The sequence below is a fragment of the Scytonema millei VB511283 genome (assembly GCF_000817735.3).
In the GTDB taxonomy this organism is placed as follows: Bacteria; Cyanobacteriota; Cyanobacteriia; order Cyanobacteriales; family Chroococcidiopsidaceae; genus Chroococcidiopsis; species Chroococcidiopsis millei_B.
The window spans coordinates 1-25,135 of the sequence record NZ_JTJC03000007.1 but is presented as its reverse complement, the minus strand read 5'-3'; the positions used below and the strand labels follow the sequence as shown (position 1 = coordinate 25,135).

Genomic DNA, 25,135 nt, shown 5'->3' with positions numbered 1-25,135 from the left:
CCCGCCCCTACGATACGACACTAATTGTAATTGACAATCCGCGCAAAACCATCTGGCTCTAAACTCGCACCCCCTACCAAAGCACCATCAATTTCTGGCTGTGCCATAATTTCGTCGATGTTGTTGGGTTTCACAGAACCACCATATTGAATCGGTACATCAGGATTGCTCAACTGACTGCGAATCAAACCGATAACGCGATTGGCTTCCTTGGCTTCACAAGTATCCCCCGTACCAATTGCCCAAATTGGTTCGTAAGCAATGACCAAATTGTGCTGGTCAATATCTACCAAATCTTTTTGCAACTGCATAGAGATCAGAGATTCAGTTTCTCCCGCATCCCGTTGTTGCTTCGATTCACCCACACATAAAATTGGGGTCAGACCGAAACTTTGAGCCGCTTTCAGCCGTAAATTTACCGTTTCATCGGTTTCGCCAAAAAATTGCCGTCGTTCGCTATGTCCGATAACAACATAACGCACGCCAACTTCTAGCAGCATGGGAGCAGAGATTTCACCCGTATAAGCCCCTGACGCTTCCCAATGAACGTTTTGCGCTCCTAGCTGTACTCTCGTACCGTGCATATTTTTCGACATGATGCTTAGGTCCGTAAAAGGAACGCACAACACCACTTCTCTTTCTGGAGGAGTTTCCACCAGGTACGGCAAAAATCCTAGTAAAAACTCTTGGGATTCTGCCTGGGTCTTGAACATTTTCCAGTTGCCAGCAATAACTATTTTCCGCACGGGCGATCGATCTTTCCTAATGACACTACAAATCGTTTACACCAGTTTACAGTGACCAGTGACCAGTGACCAGTTATCAGCGAACAGGGTGTAGGGTGTGGGGTGTGGGGTGTAGGGAATTGGTAGTTGGTAGTTGGTAGTTGCTCCTCTACGCCTGAAGCCCCTCTGCTTCCCTGCTTCCCTGTTTCCTTGTCCTCCTTGTCTCCCTTGTCCTCCTTGTCCTTCCCTATACCCTATCTCTCATAGAAACGCTCGTACTTTGGAGCCGATCGCGACTTCCGGGCGGGTTGAACTGAGAGACTGACTGGAGAGCTAATAGCGCTTCACCTACGGTATAAAGGCTAAACTGATTGATGTTTTGTGCCATAAACTCTGCATGGTTGACAAACGGATTGAGGAATGCATACATGGCTTTTTCTTCCTTCAATTTTGCTGATAATCTAACCAAGCAAGCGTATGTAGGAATTTCCGCCCTTTGTGGAATGACTGGTTCTCCGTTGCGCCCATAATAATATGTATTCAGATTGGGCATTCGTGCTAAGGCAAAGCGGATAACTCGTTGTCCGACTTCCGGCGCTTCCTCCACGGCTCTCTCTGCTACAGTGCAGGTATTAGCTAGCTTTACGACATCATTGGGAGAGAAAATCGCTAGTTGTTTGAGTTCTGGTACTAGGGTCAACACTTCTGGTTGAATGATGTCATACAACAATCCTGAAGGGGTTGCTGCTTCGCGAATTGTGGCGTAAGATTTTTGCGCCACTGACTTTAAAGTGCGATCGCCCGTTACTTGAGCGACAATTTTCAATAAATCTGGGTCGTAGCCGACGAGAAAGGAGTTATTGGCAAAGGCACGGGTTTGCAAGTTAAAATAGTTGCGAATTAACCATTTGTCGTGGTCTATTTGAGCGTGACGGGTATATCCTTGCAAAATCGACATTGCCCGTTGGCGATCTGTTTCATCTCCTAACGTTTGGCTACCCAGCCACAAACTTTCTGCCAAGCGTAAAGCTTCTGTCGTCCCTGATGCATCAGCAGGCGCACCATCGCGATAACGCCAAAGCACAAATCCTTTGGTGTAAGGATCTGATTTTTTATCGATCACCAAGTTACGAGTGGCAAAATCCCGCAAGGGAAGATACAGTCTAGAGTCTTTTTTTCCAGCTGCGTAGTAAAGGATTTGGCTCAAGTCTACCGTATAGACATAGCCATCAGGTCGCGCTCCTTGTGCTTTCGCCATCAGCACTTGCAACTGTTGGTAAAGTCGCTCTTCTAGCTGCTGGAGGACTTGCTCATCTACTGGAGTTGTCTTCACCGTCCTGGGGATAGCAGCAGTGGTTGACGTAGCAGTTTGGGTAATGTCTTCTACTGTTTTCGTATTGTTGGTAACAACTTCAGGAGACTGGAAAGCACAACCTGAAAGTATTGTTAGTAGGGGTATAACTATCCACGCTAAAAGCGGGAGATATGAAGACAAGGGAGACAAGGAAGATTTAGAATCATCCTCTTTCCTATTTCTTTCTAGCAACTCCCGACTCCCGACTCCCGACTCCCGACTTTGATTTAACCCAATTTTATTATTTTTGCTTTTTATCATAGTCCGCTAGCGCGATCGCCTTCCTCTGATTTTTGCAACGATTGGGCGAGCCGATTACTCGGAGAATTGTAAATATGTTTTGGTAAATTTACTAAGTCCATGAATAGTTTTTTCCCAATAATAAGGTTTGGCGAACAATTGCCATAAAGCCAGATAAGCGGCTATGGAATGGAACTGCCAATATAAAGGATTGAGCAACGCATACAATAAAAGTTTATAGTAGCGTCGCCGAAATACTGCAATCATATTCAAATATATACCTAAAGCATTGCTAATACTAAGATTGAATAAAGAAATATATAAAACCCATCCAGGAATTAAATTTTCTAACCAATAAGCGCGGGTGGCAAGCCAATAGATCAATAACACCCACAAGATCGGACTGATTAGAAAAATCAGCACCGTGCCTCCAATTAAAAATTGGTAGGCAAGCCAGCTTTTTAAGCCTAGTTTCCGTAGCGATTTAAGGGGGGCGCGATTGTGGACTAACCATGTTTGCATGTAGCCTTTAATCCAGCGCGATCGCTGCCGAACCCAGTTTTTAAATTCGCAGTTAGCTTCCTCATAAGTCGTGGAGTTAATCACCCCTACCGTATATCCTCGCTTGCTGGCGCGAATTCCTAAATCTGCATCTTCGGTGACGTTGAAAGGGTCCCAACCGCCTAATTCTCGCAGGCGATCGGTACGAAAATGATTGCTCGTTCCCCCCAGCGGGATCGGTAGCCCTAAAGTTTCTAATCCTGGTAATAGATAGTCAAACCAATAGGAATATTCTAAGGTAAACATCCGCGTCAAAAAATTTTCGTCGCGGTTGTAGTAATTGAGCGCGGCTTGAACGCAAACTAAATCCGGCGAACCATTTCTAAAGGCATAAATTGCTTTTTTTAGTTGGTCGGGATCGGGAATATCTTCAGCATCGTAAATAGTTAAATATTCTCCTCTGGCAAAGGAAAGACCGTAATTGCAAGCTTTCGGCTTGGTTTTTGGATGGCTGTCGGGAATGTAAATAAAGCGAATATAACGTGGCGGGTTAGCAGCTTGGGCGGCGTTAATTGTGGCTAAATCCTTTTCTTCTAACAAGAGTAGAACATCGAGCTTTTCATGCGGATAGTCGAGTTTACTGAGGGCATCAATTAAAATTGGTGTCACCTCTGGTTCGTTATAAACTGGGACTAAAACAGTATAAGTTGGCAAAGTTTGCTCGTCGATCGAATTCACTTCTACTTTAGTAATTTGGTGAGTGCGATCGGCGGCTCCAATTAAACTCAAAATCAATTTGAACATCACCGCACCGCCAAAGAAAATATTCAAGGCGGCGATTAAAAATGCTAGCGTATGCCACCAGTCAAACGCCAAACCCCATAAAACTATGGCAAATAAGATATAGCCAACAGCAATTTGAGCGGGGGTAAAAACCCTTGCCGCAGAGTCTTTAGGCGATCGCGCCATCAGTTGGTAAATGGCACGGCGGCTGAATTCTTGACGATAACAGGTATCGAGCATTCGCGTGATATCGTTTTCCGTCCCCAACACTTTAACCAGTTCCACCCCGGGAAATTGAGCGTAGATCGCAGCTTCTACAACCAGATCGAAGGGGTCTTGTACCAAAACCATGAGAGCGTGCGGCTTCACCCAAGCCAAGGGAATGAAGCGATCGCCCATCATCACTTGTGGGTCAAAACGTTGCATGAGTTTTAAGTCGATTTGCCTAATTCCCGCCCCGGCTAAGCGAGAAAAAATGCTCAAACCTGTTAGTAGAGAAAGGACTTCTACATAGTCAATTGGTCGCAAATAATTCAAGCGCGGTAAAATTTCTCCCAATGGCGATCCGGTACGCTGTTGAATTGCTTGGGCTTCCTGCCATTGCGCTACCGTCAATCTACCCTTGTCGAGTAGTTCCGCAGCCAGGTTTTCCTCAAATACCAAGCTGAAAATTTGGTTTTCGGTGGCGAGAACTTCGTAAATTTTGACCTGCGACCAATGGCTGCGAATTGCTTGCCTAATCGCAATATTATTCGGTTCTTCTACGGCTACAACCAGAGTATTGCTGTCTTGCCAAGCGCAGGGAAAAAAACCTAACTCCCGCAAGTAAGCTGGCTCAAAAGTTTTGGCAATGCTAAAGTCTAGGACGCTGCCAGAGACGACTAACCAATCTGTTAGTAAGATGTGTCCGCTAATAGTGCCGATCAGGTGCAAAAACTCTGCCTGTGTCAGAAAATTCAAGCTCCATAAGGCTTTACCTAAAGAACAAGAAATTTTTGCTTGTAAATCGATCGCCTCTTGTAATTGTTCCGAGGTCAGACAACCCGACTCTAGAAGTTTAGCCTCAATTTGGGGTTGAAAATCCCTCATAGTTTTTTAGCTTTTTCAACTGGGTTAGCGGCTGTAGCTGTAGTACCAGGCGATCGCCCAACGCGCTGATAAATTCGCCAAGCCACGAATCCCCCCAAGATCAAACCGACTACAATTAAAGGGTTGACGTAACGCTGCCAGAAAATTTGCCAGCTTCTCGCCCCTGGGTAGTTAACTTGCAGAGTGCGATCGCCCAAATCCCAAATTTGAACTCGTCGCGAGTCGGTGGCGGTGACAACGTTACCATCTAACTGGCTGGCTAACAAAGTGCGCGGGTCGCCTAAAGCTTGTCCTAACTGTTCTGCCATCGCTGGCTCTAGCCCCCACCAACTCAACCACAGGGTCGGTGTATTTTGATAGTTAAAATATTGCAGAATTCCAAACGGATCTGTAGGTTGAGCTTGCAGTAACAGTTTTTGATTGACGGGATTGAAAATTTCAAACGTGCCTTCATTCAGCCTTACTGGTGCTGGGAGAGCGTGAGTTTGAGGCGCGATCGCCATGAGTCTCCACGTTGGAGGTCGGTCGAGTTGATCTTTGGGTAAATTCGACCAATCTTGAACTGATGCCGCATCTACCAGTTGGGGAAACACTGGTTGCTGTCCTAAGCGACTAATCGCCCCCAACATATAAGCTGTTGCGGCTAGTAATGAGGGTCTAGAAGTATCGATCACTAACTGCCCCGGTTGCAAAAAGACGTGGGGTAAATCGCTTAAAGTCCCTGTCGGACCTTGGTAGCCACTCCAACTCAAAAACGATTCCCGATCGAGTTGAACGATCACTTCACCCGTGGGTTTGTTTGCTCCACCTCCTTCGTTGGGAGCGTAGGCAAACATCACTTCTAGATTATTCGTCCGCTGTAGTAGGTTAGTCGGCAAAGCCAAAGTTGTTTTCAGAACGGTCTTATCTTGAAGATTGTAAGACTGGATTAAGGTATTGTTAAGATAAACTTGCGCGGTGAGGCGCTCTCCCTGCTGTCCGTAGGTAGGGGTAAACGTGGCATTCAAGACGAGATCTAAATTTTGCGGTCTTCCCCCCAGTTGAGCTAAGTCGAATTGCAAGGGCATTGATTGCGTTCCCGCAGACATGCGGATGACGCTGTTGCGAACGCCAAGTTCTTGAAACGAACGGCTTTGGATATTGGTTCTCGGTCTAAAGGTATCGACGCTCTCTAGCGTTAATCCCCGCCCTACTAAAGCTGGCTGATAAAAGTCTGCGGCTAGAGACTGTACGGCTCTGGGATTTGCCCGCACCCGCAATACCGAACCCCGTCGTTCGACATCGGGACCGTTGGGGTCGTTGTGTAACACAACTTGCGCTGACCCAGGCGTAGCAGGAGCTGTACCCCAACGCCAAAAGATCGGAATTTGATATTCGCGAAACTGGTAGGCTAAGACGCTGTACAGCCACAAGGCAACTTCGGCGCGATCGCGATTCAGCTGGTTGGGAACGACGAGATCGATTTGTTTGTAGAAAGACTTGAAGAAGCCATCAATACTATTATCGGTATACTGTGGCGTAATTTGGAAAAAACTATCTTTATTGACTTTTAAAAATAAGTTACCTGTAGGTATGTCTCGGCGAGTATCGTTGGTGATGAATAAATAGGGCTGGATCGATACATTAATATACGACTCTCCCGCAGGCAGAGACGGTATGGGTAGTTTGACAACCGGATTTGCTAGCAGCGATTTGACAGAAACGACCTTCATCGGTTCGCCATAGACGAGCAACCGCACGGAAGAATTCTCATTGAGTACCGATGAGGGTTCCAGCTTTAGCTCCATGAAACTCTTACTAGGGTCAAGTCCACCTCTGGGCGCGGGAACGCTAATTTCAACTTCTGGATTTACTCCGCTCAGGACGATTGAACGATTATAACCGAGCGTTTTTAGGGAGATGACTTCTGCTGATTGGGCTAGCACGGCAGGAGCAACTCCCATACACAAGCACAAAGGCGCGAGCGCGCTTAGCCCTAATTCGATCGCCGTGCGGCTATTTTTCCTATTCAAGACTTTTCTCCTATCGGTCGCACAATCTCTCACAAAATTTTTTATTTTCGCTAATTTTCGATCGGTTGGCACGATCGCCTGTTGATTTTTTGTATGTTTTACCAGTTAAGAAACACTACTCATAATGGCTTGTCTCAATCGACATAAAGTTATATAAAAATAATTCTAATAAGTTGGACAAGTGGCTTATAATATGGGTTTGCAACCGAGTAACAAGCAATTCAGCTATTAAATAATAAATAGGCAGTCAAAGCAACTACCCAAATATAACAATCTCACTGCGTTTGCCTCGACCGAGCGATCGCCTTCCTGGAATTTGTACGACAGGGTACGCATAATATCTGAGCGTAGGCTGTGGGTCTGCATAAATATGGGTTTGTCTATCTGTGGGTTTGTCTAACCAAGTTTTCAATTAATTCTTCTGACTCCTGACTCCTGCTTGTCAAAATCTAACAGGCAACATAGATTGAGATAACAAGGTAGATTGCTATATAACTTTTAATTGGTTGATTGTAAAAACATCACTGACAATTATAGTTCCGATTTTGTTTCCAGTTTTCAAGTTTTAAGACCGAGCGACCGTTTCACCTTTAGCCTATATCAAGCTACAAATATTCGCTCGACAGAGTATAAATAACTACTCGGGTTATGGTATAAATACAAACAGTGACTCAAAGGTACGAGCAACAAATTATGTCGCATTTCTAGTTAGAAGTTTCTAGTTAGAAGTTTTGCCTGAGTCCATATATACGTAGAGTATATGCATGAACGTGCAGCATATGAAAAAACATAACTACTTAATACATGCAAGCTGGAGCAAATGGCAACAGTTAGATCGAGTATATCGAGAAAAAAGTAGGTGGCAAGTCAATAGCAGATGGATCGATCCTGCTGCCTCCTGCACGAACAGGGAAATCATGAGAAGGGAAGGTCTGAGTCCTGCCACCAGAATTTCCAATCCGATCGCTGGGAATGAGAGGTAAGTAGCAGGCTGCTCCGATTGCGTCTCTCCTGCCTTCCACTCGCTTCACAAGTTGCAACAAGAACCAGTAGTTTCATTAGCACGGTTAAATGAATTGGACGCGAGACAGCCGCGACCGATTAACGTAAATAAATGAACTATTTTGGTCAATTCCGACATGCCTAATCTTGTGAAAGGGCTAAGTGCAGGGGCAATCGCGCTGATCGGGCTGGGTCTGATTTTAGCTTGGCTGGATATGAGCGGCTTTTCTAACTACGACACAGAGTTTCTGGGAGCAAAAGCACTGCAAGCCCTCAATGGAGCTGAACCCCGATATCGGGCGATCGTGTCCATTTTTCCGCCGTTGCTGGTCTATTCCACGTTGATTGTTGGCTCGGCGATTACCTTGCAAGCCTTGCTAGGGGCGATCGCAGTCGGGTTAATTGTTTGGCAGATGGGCAATATTGCCGTTCCTGCGATTTGGCGTAGCGTTTGGACTGTCTTAATTGTCTTGAACCCCGCTTTTAGCTTAATGCTACTGAGAAGTCCAGTTTGGGTTGCCGTGACGATTTTCTTGATGCTGCTGATGGCAGTGCTATGGATGTTGGCGAAAGGGCAAGAAATACCATCGCTACCGACTACCTTACTCTTAGTTCTGTTAGGACTGGGGCTAGCGCCCCTAATGTTACTGCGTTACGAAGCTTGGCTAATTTTACCCGCAGTCGCCTTAATCGTTCTGCTGTTATTTCCTACCGAAGCTTGGGATTTTAAAGTAACGGCAATCTTAGTCACCCTATTCATGAGTCTCGTCCTGATTGCGACGTGGTTGTATATGAACTGGATGTTTACTGGAGATGCCTACTATTTTCTCAACAGCCATTACAGCGGGATGAGATTAGCAGAAACTAAAATTTTCTTGCAACAAGAAGATTTTTTGAATAGTTGGTGGCAGAGCTTCGCTTGGCTGGTACAAGTCGTACCTGTATATTTAGCGATCGCGGGTTGGACGATTTGGAAATCGAAACAAAAGCTGTTATTTACAGCAATTTTGCTATTGCCAGTCATGCTTTTAGTAGCTGGATTTTTCCAGGGAACCTTTATGGCAGAGGTCAGCCGCTTTGGAGTGTTTTTAGGAATTCTACCAGCGATCGTCCAACTCCAAACCCCAACTCAATTCTGGCAGCGTTCCTTGCTGACAGCAGCTTTAGCTGCCAATTTAGCGATCGGCGTGTCTTTCTTACAACAAGATCGGGTCATACCAGAAGAAGCTATTTTCTGGCGACAGATCTCTGGTCAAGAACATTTGACCACAATTCCAGTACAACAATGGCTGCAACAAAAACAGGCACAAAGGCAAATTGCTCAGGTATTGCACGAAAAACTTTTACCAGGTCAAAAGGTATTGCTTGATGATGCCGTTAACTTTCCCGTTATTTACATGCTCAATGATGCTAGCTACTTTATTTTGCCCTATCAAAACGAGTTTTTCTTGGCTTTACAACAGCCAGATTTGCTGACAGATTATATTTTGATTCCAGGGGTGCAGACTCGCGGTAGCGAGCAAGACCGAATTTTATCTTATTGGCCTCAACTGACTGAAACCACACTGCCAGGTTTTCAGGAGGTATTTGGCAACCCACACTATAAGCTTCTGCAACGCCTTAGCCCACCATGAACCGCTATTCTCGTCGTCAATATTTGCAAGGTTTGTTTGCCACTTCGATGCTGCTAACATTTTGCGATCGCCGTTTTGCTGGCAAAGAGCCAGTATTGCAGGCAGGCAACCCTACCCGTTGGCATCTTGGTGTTGGAGCAGATCCGGCTCAACTCATAGGAGAGATTAAAGCAAACCCCGCCGTGCGAGAACTAGTTCAAGCTTGGTCGCCCGATTTTCTGACTGGGTGGCTCAACTGTGTTAACGGGAAACAAGGCGATTTGAGTTTCTGGCGAATTTGGCATCGTCAAGGGTTGCTATCAGCTTGGTTTTCTGCTGGTTACAGTTTGCAAGTCATTACCTGGGAAGATGATACTAAACTACCTACGGGAGACTATCACATCTCCCAGCAATACTTAGAAGACTTGGAAGAATTGGCTGGATACATTCGCAAAGCCAATCCTAAAGGCAGACAAACCTACTGGACGCTAGCAACTGAATTCTCCTACTGGCGCAAACCCGCAGATACCTATAACTCCCAAACCGAAAAATACTACCAAAAACTGATGCAAAATCTTTTGCAGGCGAGGGCAGTTATTAAACGTCAGTTGCCTAGTGCTTGGGTAGCTCCCAGTTGGGGTGGATGGATTGTGACGTTTGATTTTCCTGGTAAGGGTAGCGGTAGAAGCATGATTCCTCCTTTTGCCCAGATGATGCAGCAAATGGATGGCGTTGCCTTTCAATCGATGCGACCCAGACCAGCAGGGGAATTTAACCCAGAAATTCAGCGTCCCGACCCAGGTAATCCCGAACAAATTCGCCAGTGTTGCGAAGTTTTTTCCAAATACCGCAAATCCTTGATGGTGTCGCACTACGAGCCTTCCATTAAAGAGTTTCATCCCAATGGGGGTCGTGCCGATACAGTGACGCGAGACTTTGCGATCATGGCACAACCGAGTTGGTTAAAAACGGTTTCTGACATGGGACTAGATAAGTTTTCTTTAATGCACTACGGTTTGTACAAGAATAATCCCTATAATGCCCTAGATGCCGCAAAGACTTTTAAAGGAGTCATACAGGAGGGAGAATGGGCTTTAGGGTAAAGCACCTCAAAGGAGCGATCGCTACAGTGTTACTCAGCGGAGTATGCGCGATCGCAGACACATTGCCAAGTTTAGCAGGGGGATTTACTCAACCAAAAAACTTCAACTTCACTTCCCTCAGCTATAGCAATTTCGATACCGACACTTTTCACAAACAAGAAATTCAGTTTTATCTAGAACATGGTTTACAAGACAATTTGACCTTTATTTTCAAATCACCCTTTGCTTGGTCGAAAAATGACGACAGAGGCGGAGATGAAAATTCAGGCTTTGCACCTCAAGAAACTGGTATTCGCTGGCGCTTCAACCGCGATCCCTACTGGGCAACAGCCTTACAAGCTAATATTATCTTGCCTTTAGGTTACGATGCTGACGACGATCCCTCCGGTGCGGGGAATCAAGATGTTGGCGTAGAAGTGAGTTTACCCGTTAGCCGAGGTTTTCAAGTTGGCAAACAGCGTTTTGGTTATGGAACTGTAGAAGTCGGCTATCGCGATTATTTCGGTGCGTCTAGCGATGAGTTGCGTCTCACTGGAGAACTCAGCGTCGATATCTTGCGTCGGTTTGCCCTCGCAACGCAATTTTACGGGATTTACCGCTTGCGAGAATCAGATAACGAAGATTTTTCCAAAATCGGCGGACAGATGCGTTGGGGTGCGAATGACAATTTAACTTTGTCTGTAGGTGGTTTTAAAAACTTAACTGAATTTGGTGGCAGTTTTGAAGCTCAAATTTGGTATACATTCGGATCTGGGAAAAAGGCAGAATCAGAAACACCTGCGCCCCCTACAGAACCGAAATCACCGTGAAGAAAGTCAAAAGTTGAAAGTCAAAAGTCAAAACTTTATCGTATTGATGCCGCAAACAGTTAAATTAAGTCTGGTGGAGCAAACGCTGATGAAATTAAGCTAGCGAACACGATCCTCTAATTCAGATTATTTTAACTTTGAGTTTTTGACTTTTGACTTTTATATGAATCTAACTAGAAGGCAATTAATTCAATCTGGATCGTATGCAGCGATGGGAGCGATCGCCACTCATTTACTTCCTGCTAACAGTGCGGTTTCCGAACCTTTATATGGGATTAATACTTTCTATCTCTTGACAGAAAGCTATCGGAAAGCCAAGGAAAATCCTCAAGCTAATCTACGTCAAACTATCCGCAAATACCTGCAAGATGAACTGGGATTAGCGAGATTACGCGATCGCAGTAAAATTAATGCAATTCGGTTTCTTGCTGGTAATAACTACCCTTCAACGCTCGTGCAGAAAGCAAACCGACCGTTTCATTTTGATGCCATATTGTGGACTACAGCCGAGCAAATGGATCGTCGAGTGCTAGAGGTTTTAGACGCAATGATGCAGTCATTAGCCGAAATGAAATTTTATCTCGTGCCTGTTTTGGCTAACTACTGGATCGAGTACGGTGGTATTCTTAGATATTTAGAATGGGTAAACAAAATCGATCGAGAAGAATGGTTTAACGCTTATTGCAACCGCAAAGATGAAGAGTACTATTTGAAATACAGCCTTGATTTTTATACAAGTCCAGCAATTGAAGAATTATTTCAAACTCACATTCAACCCGTACTTCAAGTTTGTCGAAAATATTCTCAAGTAGCAATCCTCGATATTATGAATGAACCACGGGGAAAAAATCGTTACAGTATAGAGGATAAAAAAGTTCCAGGCAATTTATACTCTTATCAAATAGTTGCTAACTGGTTAAATCGCCAAGCTAGGTTTATCAAAACAAAATTACCAAAAACTAATATTACTACAGGTGAAGAAGGCTGGTTAAACTCTCCTGTGGAGCTGCAACTAAGTTACCTCAAAAACGAAAGTCAGTACTACGAAGGAATCGATTTTAAAACAAATCTCTTTGCACCGAATAGTGCTTTGTCAATGGGAAGTATTCACATGTATACCCACGAATTAGTAGAACTTAGTAAACCTAACGACTGTGGTAGACAATTTCGCGATCGCCGTGATTGGGATTATTTACTACAACCAGATAAACCTCAAACTCCAGAAAGTTACATCAAAATGGGGGAAGAATGGATAAAATCTCGCGCTTCTGTATTTGGTAATAAACCTTGGTACATAGGAGAAATGGGCTGGTGTCGCGGTCAATCAGAGACAGATCGTTCTCCTCTTCCAGCTACTGTATTACAAAAAGAACGAATGCCAATTTATCGAAACTGGGCAGAACAGGCTTTTACATTAGGAGCAAAAGGCGTATTTTTGTGGGAATTAGCAGGGATAACACACCGCGATGAGTTTTATGGCATGAATTTAAATCAAATAACTGAAATTTTTCCTCGATAGATGTTAGGAACTGGTAGTTGGTAATGGGTTGACGGCTGACGGCTGACGGTTAACTGTCAACTGATAACTGATAACTGATTATAATGTCTACCTACAAAACCATCTACAACATAGTGCGCCAAATTCCGAGAGGAAAAGTAGCCACCTACGGACAGATAGCAGACTTAGCAAATCTCTATGGTAAAGCTCGTCTAGTCGGCTATGCTCTTTATCGCGTAGATAAAAACTCCGATATTCCCTGGCAACGAGTGATTAATGCCAAAGGTGAAATTTCCTATTCACCTCTGCGACATGGTGCAGACCACATGCAAAAATCACTATTAGAACAAGAAGGAATAAAATTCAACTCAGATGGAAAAGTGAATCTACGAGAATACTTGTGGCATCCTGCTACAGAGATAATTCAGGACACTACAGATTCGATCTATCTATAGAAATTTATAATCGTAAGTATTGAAATTTTTGAATAGTACAAAAGACATCACAGCTTGTAGTTGAAAGCTAAGGCTAGATCTAGCACTTGTGCAGCAAAAAATTGTTATGCGATCGCCCTTCTCATTCAAACTTAGCAAGCACCAAAATCAAAGATAATTATTAAACAATCTTTGGTAAGATTGCGGAAGTTTGAATTAAATTTAAAATTATAGGGCGCTCCCCCGTGAAGCTATACGTCTATCACACTCCAGAACTAGTACCTGGAGACTGCAACCCAGATTGTGCGATCGCCGTAGACGTACTCAGAGCCACGTCTACAATAGCAACTGTCCTAGCCGCTGGTGGCGAAGCCGTTCAAGTATTTAGCGATCTAGAACAACTCATGCACGTCAGCGATAAATGGTCGCCAGAAAAACGACTGCGGGCAGGAGAACGAGGCGGGGGAAAAGTTGCAGGCTTTGACATGGGCAATTCTCCCCTCGACTGCACCCCAGAAAAAGTTGAAGGTAGACGATTATTTATTAGTACAACAAATGGGACTCGCGCCCTACAAAAGATCGAAAATGCCCCAACTGTAATGGCAGCAGCTTTGATCAATCGGGCAGCAGTAGTAAAGTACGTATTAGAAAAACAACCAGAAACAGTCTGGATTGTCGGTTCGGGTTGGGAAGGCAGTTTTTCATTAGAGGATACAGTTTGTGCGGGAGCGATCGCCCATAGTTTATGGGAGAAGACTAGCTTACCAATCGAAGAAATTGCTGGTAACGACGAGGTTATCGACGCGATCGCGCTATTCAGTCAATGGCAGAATAAGCTATTGGATCTAATGCACCAAGCCAGTCACGGTAAGCGGTTGTTGCGCCTAGACTGTCACGAAGATCTGAAATACTGCTCTCAGACCGATATATTAAATGTAGTTCCGATTCAAAAAGAACCTGGGGTTTTAGTCAAGTTGTAATTGATGCCAACGCTGATTCTAGCTCCACGTTACACGACAGACACGCAAGCTTTGTGGCGGGCAGCTAATCAGCTTGGTTGGCAAGTTGAACGGTTAACGAATTGGCGAGTTTCTGAGGAATTGCAATCGGTTGTAGAACCAATCCTGTGTCTTTAGGAAGAGGCGCATGAACTACGAGAGTTTGTGGCAAAATTGCTTTCAGATGAACGAGTGGAACTGCAAACGGCAACAGCGATCGATATAGGTGTAATTCAGGGAAGAGGATGGGCAGTAGTAGAACAGAATGCAGCATGGGGCGCAGGATTGTACGAATGCGATCCTGTTGAAGTTTTAGAGGTACTGCGACATACTACTTACTAATAATTTGTTCCCCCGACTCCCGACTCCCGACTCCCTGTTTTTCAGAAAAATTAAAAGCGATCGCAGCAGCCAGTTGCCAATTGGGAATGCTAGATTGGCAGAGATTTAATCTAAAGTTCAGGTTAACTAAACTTAATCTTTATGTTGCAGCGACGATCTTATGCTTTTGCCGCTGGGGTATGCTTATTTATTGCTCTACTGGGCGTACCGCTAATAGTTGCTAACTACAATAACTATCGAGAAAACGGCATTGCTCTGCTCAGACCGCAAGGAAAAAATAGCTTAGACAGTGCAAGATCGGGATTGTTATCGCTAGTACCGCTTTCTCCAACTGAAAGAGCGTCACAATTACAAGCGATCGCCCAACAACCTAACTCTCGCGACAGCAGCCGCGCTCGTTACCTTCTGGCGAGCGACTTTATCATACAACGGCAAGGGGACAAAGCGATCGCGGTTTTGCAAGATTTAGAAAAAGATTATCCCGAACTAGCGGCTCATATCGCCCTCAAACGCGCCCAAGCGTATTCTTTGACGGGAGATCGGGTAAGAACTCAAGCCGCTTGGCAAGACTTACTCCAGCACTATTCTAAAAGTCCGGTAGCCGCAGAAGCCTTATTCGTACTAGGAAAAAACGAACCGCAATATTGGCAAGAAGCGATCGCCTTATTTCCCAGCCATCCCCGCAGTTTAGAAATTGCCCGTTTGCTACTGCAACAAAATCCCCAGCAGCCGCGATTGCAGTTACTTTTGGCGCAATATGACTACCAGAAGCCGGAAATTCTCCCTGTTTTAGATCGCTTAGTCAGTCAGTCGGCGGCGCAACTCAAACCCCAACATTGGCAAACAGTTGCCCAAGCTTACTGGGAGAATCGAGAATATGGTAAAGCTGCTGTCGCCTACGCCAAATCGCCTCGTACCTCCCGCAACGTTTATCGCTGGGGCAGAGGATTGCAATTGAGTACCAAACAAACAGAAGCTATTTCTGTTTACAAACAACTAGTAGCTGCATATCCCAACGCAGAAGAATCTGGAATGGCGCTGATGCGGTTGGCGCGGATCTCCAAACCAGCAGAAGCGATCGCTTATTTGGATCGAATTGTCAATCGTTTTCCCAAACAAGCAGGGGAAGCACTAGTAGCAAAAGCGAATTTACTTGACAACCTAAATAGCAAACAATCTGCTGTCAAAGTCCGACAATTCTTATTAGATAAATATGGCAATTCAGAAGCCGCAGCCGAATATCGCTGGCAAACTGCACAAGAAAAAGCCGCTAAAAAAGATTATCAAGCAGCAACGAGATGGGCGGAAGTTATTCCCCTACGTAATCCCGAAAGTATTCTCGCACCCAGAGCGGGTTTTTGGGTAGGGAAATGGGCGCAAAAATTAGGCAAAAATGAAGATGCCAAAACTGCTTTTGAGTCCGTTTTGAGCAAGTTTCCTCAATCTTATTATGCTTGGCGATCTGCTACACTTTTGGGTTTGGATGTGGGTAGTTTTAATACCGTACGTCAGACAAATCCCGAATTTTTATCGCCTCAACGTGTTCTCCCGCCTGCTGGTTCTCCTGCTTTAAAAGAACTCTATCAACTAGGACAAGATACAGATGCTTTAGCGCTATGGCAGGTAGAATATAACAACCCTGAAAAACCAACCGTAGCCGAACAATTTACTGATGGTTTAATGTATTTAGCGAAAGGGAAAAACTTAATTGGAATTAATGAGATTTCTACTCTAGAAGATAGAGATCTTCCCATAGAAAAAGCAGAGTATCAAAATTTGAGTAAACAGCTAGGCTATTGGCAAGCGCGTTATCCTTTTCCTTACCTACCATTAATTCAAGCCTGGGCGCAACAACATCAGCTCAATCCGCTTTTAGTCACGGCTTTAATTCGTCAAGAATCACGTTTTGAACCAAATATTCGATCTGTTGCTGGAGCAGTAGGATTAATGCAGGTGATGCCTAGTACAGCTCAATATATAGCAGAAAAAATCAACGTGTCTAATTACAATTTGGAAAATCCCCAGGACAACATTCAACTAGGAACCTGGTATATGGATTACACTCACAATCGATTTGATAATTACTCGTTGTTGGCGATCGCAAGTTACAATGCTGGTTGGAGCAACGTAGAAAAATGGTTAAAGCGTTTCAATACTCAAGATCCTGATGAGTTTGTCGAATCTATTCCCTTTGGAGAAACGCAAGGATACGTGCGTCAAGTATTTGGGAATTATTGGAATTATCTGCGATTATACAACCCACAAGTTTCTCAATTAGTTGCGAGATATTCTGATGTACATCCGTCAATGTCAATTGATGTAGCAAGTAATTAGATCCCCCCTAGCCCCCCTTAAAAAGGGAGGTTGGGGATCGAGTCTTAATAGGTTCAAGGATAAATTTGCTCTAGGCGATCGCTTAATCTCAGAAGATATTGAGATTAAATTAGATGGACGGGTTTTTTTAAGAGCAAAATCTAAAATCGGACAACCGAGAATTTATACGATTACTTATACCGCTAGAGATAGTGCTGGCAACTTAACTCAAAATAGTGCAGAAGTCAAGGTTTCGCCAGAAGCTAAATAAAGCTAAACTCTTGCTGTTTCTCGATTGGAATTAGCGCTAAATTCCGAAACTACATAAGGACTAAATAATTCTCGCTCCTCCGTTTGCAATCGACGCGGACGCTTAGTTTCTCGATCGATGAATAGTCCTTTTTGCTGTGCTTCTGCTACCAACGTATTATCACCATTAAAAAAACGAAAATCTAGTATGGCAGATGCAGCTCTAAGTTCGGAAAGCCATAAATCTAAGCGCACGCGATCGCCTAAATAAAGAGGATTTTTGTAAGTAATATTTGTTTGAACCAATATAGGCACAAAACCGCGTTCTGCGATCGCGTGAATTGGCATTCCTACCGCTTCTAACAACTTAGTTCGTCCGATTTCCATCCACTGCTGATAAACAGAATTATTCACATGACCGACAAAATCGATCTGATAGGTGTAAATCTCTAAATCTAAACAAATCTTCTTCATTCTCTTATCCTTCACGCCTATTCTAGGAAAAACACTTTGCGCTTTTGCTACGGACACTTTCACGCGACATGCTTCAATGGGGGGAACCCCCACAACGCAGTCGCTCCTCAACGGGGGAAACCCCCGCACGGAAGTGTCCTCGTCTTTGCACGACCAAAATCAACTTAAGTCACCACCTAGTGACAAGGTATCATAGTCACCAGTCAGTGACAATAGTACGATTTTTCGATGGCGCGGGACAAAGAAGAGACAAAAGCTAGAATTCTAGCAGCAGTGGGCAAATTACTAGCAGCATCAGGGTTTAGACAATTAGGCATCAATGCGATCGCCCGAGAAGCACAAGTCGATAAAGTGTTAATTTACCGATATTTTGGCAGCTTGCCAGAGCTACTGCGGGCATTTGGTCAAGAAGGAGATTATTGGATTAATGCCGAAGAACTGATCGATAATGGCGTAGCAGCAGATTCCTGGGACGAAGAAATGGTAAGAATGCTGTTGCAACTGTCACAAGGCTTACAAAAGCGACCAATTACGCAAGAAATCTTGCGGTGGGAGCTGTTAGAAGGAAACGAGTTAACGGAGGAACTAGCACAAATCAGAGAACAAACAGCGATCGCCTGCTTGGATTATCTAATGCAAAACTACCCTACATCCCAAAATCGCGATCTTCCAGCTATTAGTGCGGTTTTAATCGCGGGAATCGTATACTTGACATTGCGATCGCGCATATACCCATCATTTCTGGGTATAGATCTAACCTCACCTACAGGCTGGCAACGAATTGAAGCAGCAATACAATCGATGGTTCAAGCAAAGGACGAGGGATGAGAGGTAAGTCAAAAGTCAAAAGTCAAAAGTTAAATCCCTGCTCCCTACTCCCTGCTCCCTGCTCCCTTCATAACAGATACAATATTCATCAGATATGGAAATGGCTTGAGTAATGACACCACCCTCTGAAGTTGACACTGCATCTCAGGCAGATGTAAATAACGACATCGAGCCAGCGGTTCAAGAGCAAGATTCTTATCTGAACGAACTGCCTGACGAAGTAGAAATGTCCCTGTTCGAGCATCTAGAGGAGTTGCGGCAGCGGATTTTCTATGCCCTAATTGCTGTAGTCGTAGGGGTTATTGGCTGTTTCATAGCCGTCAAACCGATTGTCAGATTATTAGAAGTGCCAGCACAGGGAGTTAAGTTTCTACAACTGGCTCCAGGCGAATACTTTTTTGTTTCGATCAAAGTTGCAGGCTACAGCGGTTTACTGGTAGCCAGTCCATTCATCCTCTACCAGATCGTCCAGTTTGTTTTACCAGGATTGACACGCCGCGAACGCCGCTTAATTGCCCCAATCGTTTTAGGTTCTACCGTGCTGTTTGGCACTGGATTAGCTTTTGCTTACCTGGTATTGATTCCAGCTGCATTAAATTTCTTCATCAGCTACGGAGCAGATGTAGTAGAACAACTATGGTCGATCGATCGCTACTTTGAATTTGTCTTGCTATTTATGTTCAGCATCGGCTTGGCGTTTCAAATTCCGATTATCCAAGCCTTACTCGGCATATTGGGTATTGTATCTTCTGCCAAAATGCTGGCGGGATGGCGCTTTGTCTTTCTAGGTGCGGTAGTTTTGGGAGCAGTATTAACACCCTCTACCGATCCGATGACTCAATCTCTGCTCGCGGGTGCGGTGTTGGCGCTCTACTTTGGTGGTATTGGTATAGTTAAAATTTTGGGCAAATAAGATTTGTGATTTTTAGCCCTTTCCTTTCAAAGTAGCAGCGATCGCCACGACTCCAAAAACTTCAATCCCCTCTTGATGCAAAGTCTGAGCGGCTGAGCGAGCTGTTGCCCCCGTTGTATAAATATCATCTAAGAGCAGAACTGGACGTACGGGGCGACGGTGACGAAAATCCGACCCGAGTTGAAAGGCTCCAGCTAAATTTTGCTCTCGCTCTTTTCCAGATAATTCAAACTGGCGTACAGTTCGGCGCGTGCGCTCCAACCCTTGCGATCGCAATTTTAGCCCCGTCATCTGACAAAAACTCCGCGCTAATAACTCTGCTTGATTGAAACCCACCAGAGGGTAGCCACAGCAAGACTTTGACACCAATATCCTCTCACTCATACTCAATAGGACGTACTTAAGTGGGAAGGAGAAGGAAGACTACTCAGGTTCATGTTGAAGTCGCTGGCTTCAGCTTGCGGCTTAGGTTCCGGTTTAATGGCAAGCAGCACACGTTTCATCCAGGTTTGAGAGATTGTGATGAGGGTAGGAAAGAGGCGCAGGTAATAGCCAAGCAGGTAGAGTTGGATTTGCTAGCAGGCGGTTTTGACTCCACCTTCAGGAGATACAAAGTCAGCGCTAATGGTGGGGTAGACGTGCCACCTCCTATCAACGCTGCTCCCTTTAGTCGCATCAAAACACCGCCAAAAACAGTAGAAGACTTGTTTGAAAGCTTTCTAGCCTACAAGCAAGAAATTCTGTACAAATCTAGCCTGCAAAGATACTCAGCACTGCTCAAACACATCGTCTTTAGTGACATTGGGAAGCTTCCAGCCTCAGCTTTGACCCCGCATGATGCCGCGATATTTGTTAGCTCAATAAAAAGTAAGTACGCGCCAATATCGCTCAAGCAACGGCTGATTCTATTAGCCGCTTGCTGGGATTGGGCGGAACTGCCAAATAACTTTTGGAAAGCGGCTGTAAAAGCGGTGAAAGTGCCTCCCAAAATGAGAGCTAAGGTTTTTACACAACAAGAGGTACAGGCTATTATAGGCGAGATTGAACGGACATTTCCTCACTATTGGGGATTTGTCCTATTTTTGTTTGGTACTGGTTGCAGGCTTGGCGAAGCCATAGCGATTTTGTGGAAACACGTCAGCGATGACTGCTCGACGATTTGGGTCGGTGAGGCGGTGACAGCGTTGGATGGGCGAAAACCCACAAAAACAAATCAGGCGCGTATCATCACCCTCAGCCCAAGCCTACGTAATTTGCTGCTGGGGATGAAGCTTGGCGCTACACCTGAAGACTTACTGTTTACTACGGAAAGAGGCAGACCCATCATGTTAACTAACTTCCGGCTTCGGGTATGGAAACCAACTCTACAGGCGTTAGATATACCCTACCGTCCTGCCTCCAAAGCACGCGCAACATTTGTGACTCATTGCCTCCAGAGTGGTTTGGCTCCTATTGAAGTCTCAGCATTATCAGGTCACTCAACTCAGGTGATGTACCAACACTATGCAGGATTGCTTAGCGCCCCACAAATTCCAGAGTTATACCAATAAATTCAATTAAACTTCCAAACTTGTACTAAAAAAACTAACAACTCCTCACAACTTATCACAGGTTGTATATGTGTTCTCGTAGAATCTCGTACTGTTTTCGCGCAAATCTGGTTTGAAGTTTGCTATACTACAAGCAGTTGTTAGCAAGAACAACAGAGTATTAAAGGAGAATGAAAATGTCAGTTAAGAGTGTAAGCATACCGGATGAATTAATTGCGGTAGTGAATAAGAAAGCTGCTGAAGAAAGTCGTACTTTTTCCAGTGTAATAACAGGAATACTGCGTAAAGAGTTTGATTCAAATAAATCTGGTCAGAAGGCTGCATAGCAAAAAGAGGGGTGCGTCAACACTCCTCCGTCACTGTAATTTTCGATTAGGAATCTACTGTATCATGTCACACGAAAATCGACCACCAGTAAAAAAACTCAAGAAAAGATACCCATCCGTTGCTGGGGAATTTATTTATGGAGAAAGAGCGATGGAACTGCTTATGAAGGAGATAAATAAACCCAGAGGGATAAGAGCCTGGGAGTTTCAGCAGAAAGTAAAACGTAAAGTCGAGTGGTTGAAGAAATACGACCCATATTCAGTTGACATTTACTTGGCTAACCCGTACTAACCCCTAAAGCTAAAAGGAGGGGAATGCTACCAACACTCCTCTCCTTTTCGATGATTTTGTTCTCTTGTGTCTTCCTAAAACAACAACAGTCCAAGCGTAAACCCTGAACTATTTTGTTTCTTTAGCCCGAACTAAGTCGAAACTAATCACAACTAGTTACATCTATGATACCTAAAAATTCTAACCAAACCCAAGCCCAGCAACATCTTTTAACAGAATTACAAACATTCCCTGATGAGTGGAGATTCACGCCTGTTGGTGGAGATAAAGCACCGTACCTCAAGGACTGGCAAATCAAGCATCTCACCAGAAGGGAACTAGAGGAGCATATCAATTTTGACAACTGGTGTAGAGCCATCGGTTTATTGTGCGGCACGCCTTCAGGTGGCTTGCTACTACTAGACCTGGATGGTGAATCTTGTACTGAATACTTCCCGAAAGTGTTTGGTGTACCTATTACTGATTTACCTGATACGGTGACTGTGACATCAGGTAGACCAGGAAGATGTCAGCGCGTGTATAGAATACCACAGGAGTATTGGGGCAGCATACGTAGTAAAGATTTTAAAACTGGTGTCAAGGGTGATGACGGCAAGGACGAAAAGATTGAATTGAGGTGGGATGGTCGCCAATCTGTAATTGCAGGTAAGCATCCTATGACTGGTAGCTACAAATACCATCCAGGGAAGTCCCCTAGTGAGATTGAAGTAGCGGAAGCACCAACGTACCTAATTGAGCGTATGCTCATCCCTACACCCTCAAAATTCACAACAACGCGAACGTATGAGTACCGTGGCGATACCAAATCTGATGCAGACAAAGCTAGGAGTTATTTAGCAGCACTAGCACCGTGGAGAGCAAACGATTACTACGATTGGCTCAATGTGGGGATGGCGTTGCATTCAATAGGAGACGATTCGCTGTTAGACGATTGGGATAAGTGGAGTCAGCAATCAGATAACTACGAATCAGATGAGTGCGATAGAAAGTGGCATAGTTTCAAAGGCAGCGGAAAAACGATTGCCTCCCTTGGTTACTGGGCAAAACAGGACGGATGGAAACCAGAACGTAAAGAATACAGCAATCAAATTAATAAGTTGCAGAAAGGTATGGAGAAGGACATGACTGAAGACTTTAAGAAAGCACTTGCAGAAATTATTAATGAAACAGATGCTGATAGAGAATTAGTATTGCGTGCGCAAATAACCAGTGCGTTTAGAATACCAAGTGGTGATTTGGACAAGAGAGTTAGAGCTAAGCGTCAAGAAAAAGAAGCACAACAAGCTAACAATTTTGTCTTTGACACGAGTAAGCTTTTTCAAGAAGAGCTAGCAGAAGAATTTCTTGTTCCTGGAATGATGCCAAGAGGTGGGTCAGTAATTCTTGCAGGAGACCCAAAAACAGGTAAGACATTATTAGCTTATGAATTAGCCTATGCAGTAGCTACAGGAGGAGAATTCTTAGGTGAGAAAGTAACGCAAGGTAATGTGCTGCTATTCCAAATAGAACGACCTGGGAAAAACCTACAGCGTTTGGTAAAACGAGGCTTCACTGAAGATTTACTAGCTTCTTCCGTTAAAGTCTTAACAAAATATAGTCCTGAAATATTGGAACAAGAGTTATCAACGAACAACTACACTCTGATTATCATCGACTCACTTACAGCAATCAACGTAGATTCAGGTGTATCGGAATGGAGCAAAGAATACGCTGACCCAATTTATAAGATGCAGCCACATATTGAAAAAGCTAAAGCTACTTGCGTCATCCTTCACCACTTGAATAAAAGTAATGAGGCTGTAGGTGTAAGGCAGTTAAGAGGGTCTGCTGCTATTCCTGGTGCTGTATGGGGATGTTTGGTACTAAAGCATGTCATGAAACAAGACCCTTACAACAAGAAAAAAATCACAATCGACCCTAGTGAAACTCACAGAACTTTAGAGTTAGTAGGACTACAAGACTCTGGAGGTGCTGCACTGGATATTGAGCTGGATATAGAAAACAACTCTTGGATTAATCACGGTGAGGTAGGTGTTCCTAAAGAGGATTTGGTGGCTCGTCAAACCATGAAAGAACGCCTTCTACATGCGCTATTCATTAATTATCCCCAATGGGTGTCTGGTGTCGAATTAAGGGAAATTTTAAATATCACCACAGATGCTGAATATCAATCCATGAAAAAAGCTTTGTCCCGCTTAGCCGAACATCGTGAGTTGAATTCTAAACCAAACCCTAAAAAACTTTCCTCAAGATTGTATACCCTCCCCCCCTACCTATATCTCAAAATGTCACCAAATTTAAATCAAAACCATACACAGCAATGGATACAGAAAGGGGACAGTAATTTAGATGTCACCAATGTGTCTACTTATACCTTGAAAAACAGTGACATACTGTCCCCTTCTGAAAACGCTTACCAGGAGGGGGATAGAGGCAAAAAAGGTGACAAGTTGGAGTATAGGGTAGGGGGGGGTGTCTCTATGACAGGAGCAAGAGTGGAAATTAAAGCTCAGTCGTTGTGTAGTGGAGCGAGTTTTGGGAATACGGAAGTTTCAGTAGAAGCGGAATTAAAACCCATTGCACCTAGAGGCACTAAACCAGAAGGTGGTGATACTTTACTCTATATAGGTAAAGGTGACTTACAAGGCAAGTTATTTGTAGCAGGGCGACATAGCGACCGTGAAGGAATGATGTTGGGAAGCACACTTCCTCTAAAGTACATAGAATGCCTTCCCCTACATAATGCAGAAGCTGTTAAACATGCGTGGAATAATCCTTACGCTTCTTACAACGACGTAGTTATAGTTAAATCAGTGAATGGTAAGGTAGCAAAGGATTATGGAGCCTAATTTGTCAGTAGTGCCTTCAGCACGTCTTAATAGTCTAGGGATGTGTAAAGTTTTTGATATTTTGAACGAGCAAGGCGAATATCACCTTACTTGTTTGCTAGGGACAGCTTTAACCGTAGGTAAAGTTATCACAACTAAACATCAAGAAGATATAGGCTTAATCTTTAGCGTTCAAATGCCAAACAAGCAAACGGCGTTGGAGATGAAGGGACTTGCTGTAAAGCTATTTGCAGCACTATTTACTACCTTCCCTATCACTGAACTGTGGATTAGTTCCTTGCAATGCCCGCTTACTAACACATCTCAACCCGATAAAGGGGGCTTAGACTTCTTCGACTTAAGACCTGGTGTGACCATTAATGTCATTGACTTCAATAGACACCCCACATGGTTCGTTATCGCTAAAGTTATTGACGTATAACTTAAACCCAAAAGGTCATGGTTCGCCGCACAGTAGCAAAAACCCGTTTTGGCAACCATTATTGACTCTATTCTCAATAAAAACAGCTGCTGCCCCCCCCATTTTTTAAAAAAAAGCCTAACCAGCAGCTGCAAAAATGTCCGTTTTTCAAGGGTTCCAGCACCTAGATTGCCTATAGGGGGGTAAATATGTAACGAAAAGTAACAGCTCCCCAGAGCATTTGATTCAAGTCGCAGGTAAGCCCAGAGATAGAGGGCAAGTATTCTACTGTATTGTTCAATACAAAGAATATTCAAACATTTTTCCATAAATGGTTTTACGTATTACAGTTGTATTTAAGCAGAGGAAAGGCCAGCTCGTTTTTGAAAATGCCAGTAACGCGCAGTAGCTTGATGGGCGCGTCGCCAATAAGACCAC

The 25,135-nt window shown here is 44.2% G+C and carries 23 protein-coding genes; 15 read left to right on the top strand and 8 right to left on the bottom strand.

All coding sequences use genetic code 11. From position 1 onward, the window contains the following. Positions 1-20: 20 nt before the first annotated feature. From tpiA to QH73_RS21320, 5 genes are all read right to left on the bottom strand, one after another. Positions 21-746: a triose-phosphate isomerase gene (gene tpiA / locus QH73_RS21340; RefSeq protein WP_132867453.1), complete on the bottom strand. Its 726-nt coding sequence runs from the start codon at positions 744-746 to the stop codon at positions 21-23. 226 nt (positions 747-972) lie between these two features. Then, positions 973-2,340 carry a hypothetical protein gene (locus QH73_RS21335; protein ID WP_132867452.1) on the bottom strand — a complete coding sequence of 456 codons (1,368 nt, stop codon included), beginning with the start codon at positions 2,338-2,340 and terminating at the stop codon, positions 973-975. Between the two features lie 54 nt (positions 2,341-2,394). Next, positions 2,395-4,692: a glycosyltransferase family 2 protein gene (locus QH73_RS21330; protein WP_039716254.1), complete on the bottom strand. Its 2,298-nt coding sequence runs from the start codon at positions 4,690-4,692 to the stop codon at positions 2,395-2,397. After that, complete coding sequence (locus tag QH73_RS21325; RefSeq protein ID WP_132867450.1) at positions 4,689-6,704, bottom strand: cellulose biosynthesis cyclic di-GMP-binding regulatory protein BcsB; 2,016 nt, start codon at positions 6,702-6,704, stop codon at positions 4,689-4,691. Before QH73_RS21325 ends, QH73_RS21330 begins: the two co-directional genes overlap by 4 nt. 256 nt (positions 6,705-6,960) lie before the next feature. After that, positions 6,961-7,116, bottom strand: coding sequence for a hypothetical protein (locus QH73_RS21320; RefSeq protein ID WP_165587756.1), 156 nt, complete (start codon positions 7,114-7,116; stop codon positions 6,961-6,963). Between the two features lie 727 nt (positions 7,117-7,843). Here QH73_RS21320 and QH73_RS21315 point away from each other — a divergent pair. From QH73_RS21315 to QH73_RS21280, 9 genes are all read left to right on the top strand, one after another. Further along, complete coding sequence (locus QH73_RS21315) at positions 7,844-9,340, top strand: hypothetical protein (protein ID WP_039716255.1); 1,497 nt, start codon at positions 7,844-7,846, stop codon at positions 9,338-9,340. Further along, a complete protein-coding gene (locus tag QH73_RS21310) occupies positions 9,337-10,422 on the top strand; it encodes a hypothetical protein (protein WP_039716256.1) in 1,086 nt (361 codons plus the stop codon). Before QH73_RS21315 ends, QH73_RS21310 begins: the two co-directional genes overlap by 4 nt. Further along, positions 10,407-11,231, top strand: coding sequence for a hypothetical protein (locus QH73_RS21305; protein WP_039716257.1), 825 nt, complete (start codon positions 10,407-10,409; stop codon positions 11,229-11,231). The genes QH73_RS21310 and QH73_RS21305 overlap by 16 nt, the downstream gene beginning before the upstream one ends. Positions 11,232-11,394: 163 nt before the next feature. Then, positions 11,395-12,750, top strand: a complete 1,356-nt coding sequence (locus tag QH73_RS21300; protein WP_132867449.1) for a hypothetical protein — start codon at positions 11,395-11,397, stop codon at positions 12,748-12,750. 83 nt (positions 12,751-12,833) lie between these two features. After that, positions 12,834-13,184, top strand: coding sequence for an MGMT family protein (locus QH73_RS21295; RefSeq protein ID WP_052290130.1), 351 nt, complete (start codon positions 12,834-12,836; stop codon positions 13,182-13,184). 224 nt (positions 13,185-13,408) lie between these two features. Continuing rightward, a complete protein-coding gene (locus QH73_RS21290; RefSeq protein ID WP_039716259.1) occupies positions 13,409-14,143 on the top strand; it encodes a 2-phosphosulfolactate phosphatase family protein in 735 nt (244 codons plus the stop codon). Positions 14,144-14,146: 3 nt separating this feature from the next. After that, a complete protein-coding gene (locus QH73_RS27915) occupies positions 14,147-14,299 on the top strand; it encodes a hypothetical protein (protein ID WP_201278280.1) in 153 nt (50 codons plus the stop codon). Positions 14,300-14,326: 27 nt separating this feature from the next. Continuing rightward, on the top strand, positions 14,327-14,503 hold the full coding sequence (locus tag QH73_RS27910) for an ATP-grasp domain-containing protein (RefSeq protein WP_201278279.1): 177 nt from the start codon (positions 14,327-14,329) through the stop codon (positions 14,501-14,503). Positions 14,504-14,644: 141 nt separating this feature from the next. Beyond that, a complete protein-coding gene (locus tag QH73_RS21280; protein WP_039716260.1) occupies positions 14,645-16,837 on the top strand; it encodes a lytic transglycosylase domain-containing protein in 2,193 nt (730 codons plus the stop codon). A 252-nt stretch (positions 16,838-17,089) separates the two neighbouring features. Here the strand turns inward: QH73_RS21280 and QH73_RS21275 are convergent, their stop codons facing one another. Next, positions 17,090-17,668 (bottom strand): acyl-CoA thioesterase, encoded by a 579-nt coding sequence (locus tag QH73_RS21275; protein WP_309476517.1) that lies wholly within the window; start codon positions 17,666-17,668, stop codon positions 17,090-17,092. 99 nt (positions 17,669-17,767) lie between these two features. Between QH73_RS21275 and QH73_RS21270 the strand changes: the two genes are divergently transcribed. Further along, the gene (locus QH73_RS21270) at positions 17,768-18,367 is read left to right on the top strand and encodes a TetR/AcrR family transcriptional regulator (protein ID WP_039716262.1); all 600 of its coding nucleotides are present in this window, start codon (positions 17,768-17,770) and stop codon (positions 18,365-18,367) included. A gap of 15 nt (positions 18,368-18,382) precedes the next feature. On the opposite strand, the gene QH73_RS28960 is transcribed toward QH73_RS21270, so the two are convergent. Then, a complete protein-coding gene (locus tag QH73_RS28960; RefSeq protein ID WP_286194155.1) occupies positions 18,383-18,505 on the bottom strand; it encodes a hypothetical protein in 123 nt (40 codons plus the stop codon). On the opposite strand from QH73_RS28960, the gene tatC reads away from it, so the two are divergent. Continuing rightward, positions 18,480-19,280 carry a twin-arginine translocase subunit TatC gene (gene tatC, locus QH73_RS21265; protein WP_039716263.1) on the top strand — a complete coding sequence of 267 codons (801 nt, stop codon included), beginning with the start codon at positions 18,480-18,482 and terminating at the stop codon, positions 19,278-19,280. The genes QH73_RS28960 and tatC overlap by 26 nt on opposite strands. 12 nt (positions 19,281-19,292) lie before the next feature. Here tatC and QH73_RS21260 read toward each other — a convergent pair whose 3' ends face one another. Beyond that, positions 19,293-19,646: a ComF family protein gene (locus QH73_RS21260; protein WP_201278278.1), complete on the bottom strand. Its 354-nt coding sequence runs from the start codon at positions 19,644-19,646 to the stop codon at positions 19,293-19,295. 38 nt (positions 19,647-19,684) lie between these two features. Here QH73_RS21260 and QH73_RS29225 point away from each other — a divergent pair, with 38 nt between their 5' ends. The 4 genes from QH73_RS29225 to QH73_RS21240 all read left to right on the top strand — a co-directional run bounded on the left by QH73_RS29225 (position 19,685) and on the right by QH73_RS21240 (position 24,718). Continuing rightward, positions 19,685-20,830: a site-specific integrase gene (locus tag QH73_RS29225; protein WP_052290131.1), complete on the top strand. Its 1,146-nt coding sequence runs from the start codon at positions 19,685-19,687 to the stop codon at positions 20,828-20,830. A 176-nt stretch (positions 20,831-21,006) separates the two neighbouring features. Further along, positions 21,007-21,156, top strand: coding sequence for a hypothetical protein (locus tag QH73_RS21250; protein ID WP_165587755.1), 150 nt, complete (start codon positions 21,007-21,009; stop codon positions 21,154-21,156). Positions 21,157-21,612: 456 nt separating this feature from the next. Continuing rightward, a complete protein-coding gene (locus QH73_RS21245; RefSeq protein ID WP_052290132.1) occupies positions 21,613-24,297 on the top strand; it encodes an AAA family ATPase in 2,685 nt (894 codons plus the stop codon). Further along, positions 24,287-24,718 (top strand): hypothetical protein, encoded by a 432-nt coding sequence (locus QH73_RS21240; RefSeq protein ID WP_039716265.1) that lies wholly within the window; start codon positions 24,287-24,289, stop codon positions 24,716-24,718. The genes QH73_RS21245 and QH73_RS21240 overlap by 11 nt, the downstream gene beginning before the upstream one ends. The last annotated feature ends 417 nt before the right edge of the window (positions 24,719-25,135 follow it).